Origin of the sequence: Streptomyces sp. NPDC051172 (assembly GCF_040682555.1) — a bacterium.
Taxonomy (GTDB): Bacteria; Actinomycetota; Actinomycetes; order Streptomycetales; family Streptomycetaceae; genus Streptomyces.
On record NZ_JBFBBE010000244.1, the window covers coordinates 1 to 4922 of the forward strand.

General features: G+C 69.8%; 3 protein-coding genes and 2 pseudogenes. 3 read left to right on the plus strand and 2 right to left on the minus strand.

Features of this window, described 5'->3' with window-relative positions:
• Positions 1–147 precede the first annotated feature (147 nt).
• Together AB0N07_RS49660 and AB0N07_RS49665 are read left to right on the plus strand one after the other, a co-directional pair.
• Positions 148–975, plus strand: a pseudogene (locus AB0N07_RS49660) (IS256 family transposase); the annotation flags it as partial.
• Between the two features lie 144 nt (positions 976–1119).
• A pseudogene (locus AB0N07_RS49665) lies at positions 1120–1672 on the plus strand (hypothetical protein).
• Positions 1673–1721: 49 nt separating this feature from the next.
• On the opposite strand, the gene AB0N07_RS49670 reads toward AB0N07_RS49665, so the two are convergent.
• Together AB0N07_RS49670 and AB0N07_RS49675 are read right to left on the minus strand one after the other, a co-directional pair.
• Positions 1722–3284, minus strand: a complete 1563-nt coding sequence (locus tag AB0N07_RS49670) for a hypothetical protein (protein ID WP_365847431.1) — start codon at positions 3282–3284, stop codon at positions 1722–1724.
• 48 nt (positions 3285–3332) lie between these two features.
• Positions 3333–4223, minus strand: coding sequence for a LysM peptidoglycan-binding domain-containing protein (locus AB0N07_RS49675; RefSeq protein WP_365847433.1), 891 nt, complete (start codon positions 4221–4223; stop codon positions 3333–3335).
• Between the two features lie 424 nt (positions 4224–4647).
• Between AB0N07_RS49675 and AB0N07_RS49680 the strand changes: the two genes are divergently transcribed.
• On the plus strand, positions 4648–4922 hold a 275-nt coding region (locus AB0N07_RS49680; RefSeq protein WP_365847435.1), incomplete at its 3' end, for a transposase.

The following is a 4922-nucleotide window of genomic DNA, read 5'->3' on the forward strand; positions in this document are numbered from 1 at the left end:
GATGGCGTCCCGCTTGGTGGTGTAGCCGATCAAGGCTAGGGCGTACGCCTGGGGGCGTGCGCTGATAGGGATTCCGCTCCCTGCCCAGCAGGCGGGCCACCTGCAACTCTCCTTGGTGAACGGCCAGTTCAACCCGGGAGGTGCATGGTGGCCCTGTCCCAGTCTGACCTACTCCGCCTGCTGGAGTCACTACGTGCGGCGGACGGGCTCGAACTCGTCCTATCGGTGGCCGAGCGGATGCTGCAGGAGCTGATCGAGGTCGAGGCGAGCGCGAGGATCGGCGCGGAGTGGAACGAGCACACCGACACGCGCACCGCGCTGCGCAACGGGCACCGGGACAAGACGCTGACCACGCAGGCCGGCGACCTGGACCTGGGCATACCCAAGCTGCGCTCGGGCAGCTTCTTCCCCAGCCTGCTGGAGCGCCGCCGCCGCATCGACCAGGCCCTGTTCGCCGTGGTCATGGAGGCGTATGTCCACGGCGTGTCCACCCGCGCGGTCGATGATCTGGTCAAGGCCCTGGGCGCAGACAGCGGGATCTCCAAGAGCGAGGTCTCGCGGATCTGCGCCGACCTGGACACCCAGCTGACGGCGTTTCGCACCCGGCCCCTGGACCACGTCCGGTTCCCCTACATGTATCTGGACGCGACGTACTGCAAGGCCAGGGTCGCCCACCAGATCGTCTCCCGGGCCGTGGTGATCGCCACCGGCATCACCGAGGACGGCGGCCGCGAGGTGCTGGGGGTGATGGTCGGCGACAGCGAGACCGAGGTGTTCTGGACCCAGTTCCTGCCATCCTTGCGCGAACGCGGCCTGAACGGAGTCCGGCTCGTGCTCGGCGACCACCACTCGGGCCTGGTCAAGGCGATCCGCAAGGTGATGATCGGCGCCTCCTACCAGCGGTGCCGGGTGCACTTCCTGCGCAACGTCTTCGGCGTGATCCCCAAAGACGCCGCCGAGATGGTCAGTGGAGCAAGGACTTGCGGCGTCAGCCTTCTGCTCTGTTAGACGTTGTTGTCTTTTCGGGCTTGAGGACTGCGTTTCCGCTGGTCGGGCATAGGGTCGGTGATCCCGTGGGAGTTGTGGCCTGTCGTGCTGTCGCTTCCCGGGAGGTCGTGGATGCCGTCGGTGGTCGGGCTGTTGGAGCAGCGTGAGCTGGGTGCTCGCCAGCGTTGTGGACGAACTGAGGGAGGCGGCCGACCGCATCCAGGCCGAGTTGGCCGTGGCCGAGCGGGAATGGCAGGAGTGGGCCATCGCCTGCTCGCGGGTCGGCGAGGTGCTGGCCCCCGTGGACGAGAGCGGGCAGGACCACGCCCGGGCCGAGGGGACCGCGCCGGCCGCCGAGGAGCAGACCGGAAGGACGTCGCAGGTGCCGACCGCGGCGAAGTCGAAATCGCAGGTGCCGGTGTGGCGTGAAGGGCTGGCCTGGTCGGTGCTGTCGTTGGACTACCAGCGCGTTCTGCAGGCGCTCGCGGACCGGGCCCGACTTCATCAAGGGCCGTTGACGTGCCAGGAGATGGCCGCGGCGTTCGGCATGGACGTGGTGCCGGCACGGGTGGAGGCATTGCGGTCGAAGGCGAAACGCCTGGTCGCGCGCGGCTGGCTGGCCGAGCGGCAGCCGGGCCGGTTCACGCTGGCTGCGAGTGTGGTCGGGCCAGGCGGCGGGTCATGAGCAGAGTCATCGACCAGTAGATCATCGATTCGGCGCTGGTAGCGTCTTTTCACCGGCTTCTGCGGGCCTCAGCCGGCAGTGCGACCACGGAGGAGCCTCCGGTGAGCGCACCGACGCCCGGCTGGAAGCGCCGCCATTCCAACCGCGCCGGCTGCCACCCGTCCGGGGCGGCATGGCCCGCACGCTGGATCGACTCGTCGGTGGCCACCAGGACCCGGCCCCGGAGCCGGTCAGCGAGGGCCTGGCCGAAGGAGCGCGTTCCCTCCTCGCAGGCGGCGTGCATCACCACGCGGAGCCCCGCGCGCTGCGGCGTGCCGAAGTGCTCCAGCAACTCCAGCACGCGGTGCCGGTCGGCCTGGTTGCGGGCGTCGCCGTCCGCAACCAGGGTGATTCCTGTCCGTTCGGGAGCGAGCCGAGCGGCCAAGGCGCCCATGTGCGGGCCGTCGGATCCACGTAGGTGAAAGCCGGCCGGACAGAACGCCACCGGCAAACCGTCCGGCAGCCCGGCGAGCTGCCGGGCTGCCAGCGTCCCCCAGCTCGGGGGCGGCGAGAGCGGACCGTGCGGCCGGGCCGCGCCGTCCGGCCCGAAGCGCACCCAGTGCCCAAGTGAGCCGTCCTCGTGGAGCGCTACCAGGTCGTGGCCGTTGGGGTGGCGTGCCAGCCCCGCCGCGGGCGCCACCACCGGCGCCTCCAGCAGAGCGGCGAGTTCCTCCATTGACCGCGCCGCCTCGCGCGTCCCGGCGTAGGGCCAGACAAGCTCCACCTGGCGGGTGGCCTGGGTCGGCAGGGAATCCAGCAGCCCGTGGCAGGCGGCCATCAGCAGCGGGTCGGTGCCACCCGCCCCGACGACCACGCGCAGCCGGTCGGGACTTGCTGGAACGTCCACGGCGAACTCCAGGAACTTCGGGTCTGGCTTTCCCAGTGGCCGTACCGCGAAGCCGGCCGGCACCCTGGTGACCACCGCGGCTGCCTGACCGCCCTGGACGCCGTGTGCGGTGACGGCGGCCTCCCAGGCCGGCTGCGGGTAGAGCGCGCCGCAGGGCAGCGGCGTCTCACCGAATCGCGTCCGGTACCACTGCCAGAACGCGTCCGGTGGCTCGCAGTCGGCGCCCGAGACATGAGTGAGGCCGCCACGCAGGCTCAGGTTGGCCGGGCTGGCGACCAGGTCGAGGCGGTTCGCGCGGGCGAAGTCGATCCCCTCCTTGGGGTCGAGATACGGCAGGAAGAGCCGGACCGAGCGCTCACCGCGCGGCGGCAGCACCGACAACACCTGAGTGACCGCGGCCAGCGCTGACGATTCTGGCGCTGCACCCCCGACGACCACCGCCAGTCGCTCGGGGTCGGCGGGGATGCGCGCCACCACGTCCGCGTCGGCCACGGGCGGGGTGCCGCGGAAGAGCCAGACGCCTGCCGGGATACGGCGACTGCGCCACGGGGCCGGGGGCGCGGGCGTCCCGTCGCGCAGTGGCTCCTCCCACCAGGGGGTCGTGGGGGCGAGGCTGACGGGGACCTCCGAGATCCAGTCACCTCGCGTTGCGCGGGAGGCAAGCACCAGGGGCCCCGCCTCGTCGGTCGGTTCGCCGAAGGATGTCAGGCGCTTGAACTTGTTCATGGTTGCTCCTACACCCGCGTGGCTTCGGTTCGGGACGGTGATCGTTGGTCAGTACCAGCTGTGGTCTTGCCAGAAGTTCCACGCGTCGCAGGGGCTGCCATAGTGGCTGTCCATGTATTTCAGCGCCCATCGGACCTGCGTGGCCGCGTTGTTGCGCCAGTCGGAGCCGGCCGAGGCCATCTTCGAGGCCGGCAGCGCCTGAGCCAGCCCGTAGGCGCCGGAGGACGGGTTCACCGCGTGCACATTCCAGCCGCTCTCGTGCGAGATGATCTCGGAGAAGCAGCCGAACTGTTCGCGGGGGACGATGGACTCGGCGATGGCCTGGGCACTGCCGACCGAGGTGGTCCTGCGGGAGGCCGCTCTGGCTTCCTCCGGCCGGGTCTTCGCGCTCTGCCCGTGCCGAGTCTGCGGCGAGGTGGACTTCGCGGTGGCGGTGTGCGTCGCCGTGGCGGTGTGCGCGGTGCCGGCGGCGCGTGTGGCCCCGCTCCGCTCCGTCACCGGGGGGATGTGGAGTACCCAGCCCACCTGCAGTTCGTCCGGGTCCAGCAGCATTCCGCCGTCGGCCTGCGGCCGCCGGTGGTTCGCGGTGTAGAGCAGTTCCCAGTTCCGCCAGTGCCCCATCTGGTGCTGGGCGATCGATGACAGCGTGTCGCCGGGGCGGACCGTGTATTTGTGAACGCTGATGGGGGCGGAAGCGGCCGGTTTCTTCTTGGGGCCGCTGGTTGTGGCGCTCGCTAGCTTCACCTTCCGCAGCGCTTGTTCGGTGGCCTTGTGCACGTCAGTCGGCTGTGTGGACTGGCTTTCGGTACCAGGCCGTTCGCTGCCGCCGGATTCGGCACTGGCTTCTGTCGGCGCCAGGGCCGCGGCGGCCGTTCCGGCGACCAGCAGACTGAGCGACGCGTTCCGGAACAGGCGGGCTGTCTCAAAAATCGATCCCATTGATCTTCCTCCTCCTGTGGCCGCGTCCCGGGCCGCCGCAGGGGCACGGGTCACAGCTGGCTGCTCGTAGTGAGTCGCAAGAAGCAACGGAGCACAGGTGAGGTCGGTTCAGCGCCAGTCTGAGGAAAGGTGGCCTTCCCGTCGTAGCGTATAGGGCGTGACCGTGGGGGGAGTTGGGGGCCATGGCGGACAAGAGACGGAAGGGATACCGCTCCTGAACTGCAGGCGCGAGGGCGGTCTGCACGCCCGCCGCCACCCTGCCATTGGTGAGCAGCTGCTGTTTCACGGGACGTGTCGGCGAGCAGCCGCAGGGGCGTCGATGCGGCGCCCGGCGCCTCGGTGGGCGATAGGTTGCTAGTGTGATGCGCCTGAAATGGTGACTCTAAGACCGTGTCCTACGTGGTGAGGCGGACGTTGTCTCGGTATGGGGCGGGGTACGTGGAGTTGGATTGTTCCGGATGGGCTGTGGAAGATCGCGAAACCGCTGATCCCACCGTCCAGGGTGCGGCCGCAGGGCGGCGGGACGCAGGACACGCCTGATGAGACGCTCTTCGCGGCCATCATCTACGTCCTGGTCAGCGGTTGCGCCTGGCGCCAACTGCCGCCCTGCTTCGGGATATCGAAGTCGACCGCTCACCGCCGGTTCCTCCTCTGGTCCCGGGCCGGCGTCTGGGGCCGCCTGCACGAAGCTGTGCTGCA

Bases quoted from the DNA above. Each gene is read 5' to 3' on its own strand.
- AB0N07_RS49670 (WP_365847431.1), bottom strand. From the start codon at position 3,284: ATGAACAAGTTCAAGCGCCTGACATCCTTCGGCGAACCGACCGACGAG.
- AB0N07_RS49675 (WP_365847433.1), bottom strand. From the start codon at position 4,223: ATGGGATCGATTTTTGAGACAGCCCGCCTGTTCCGGAACGCGTCGCTC.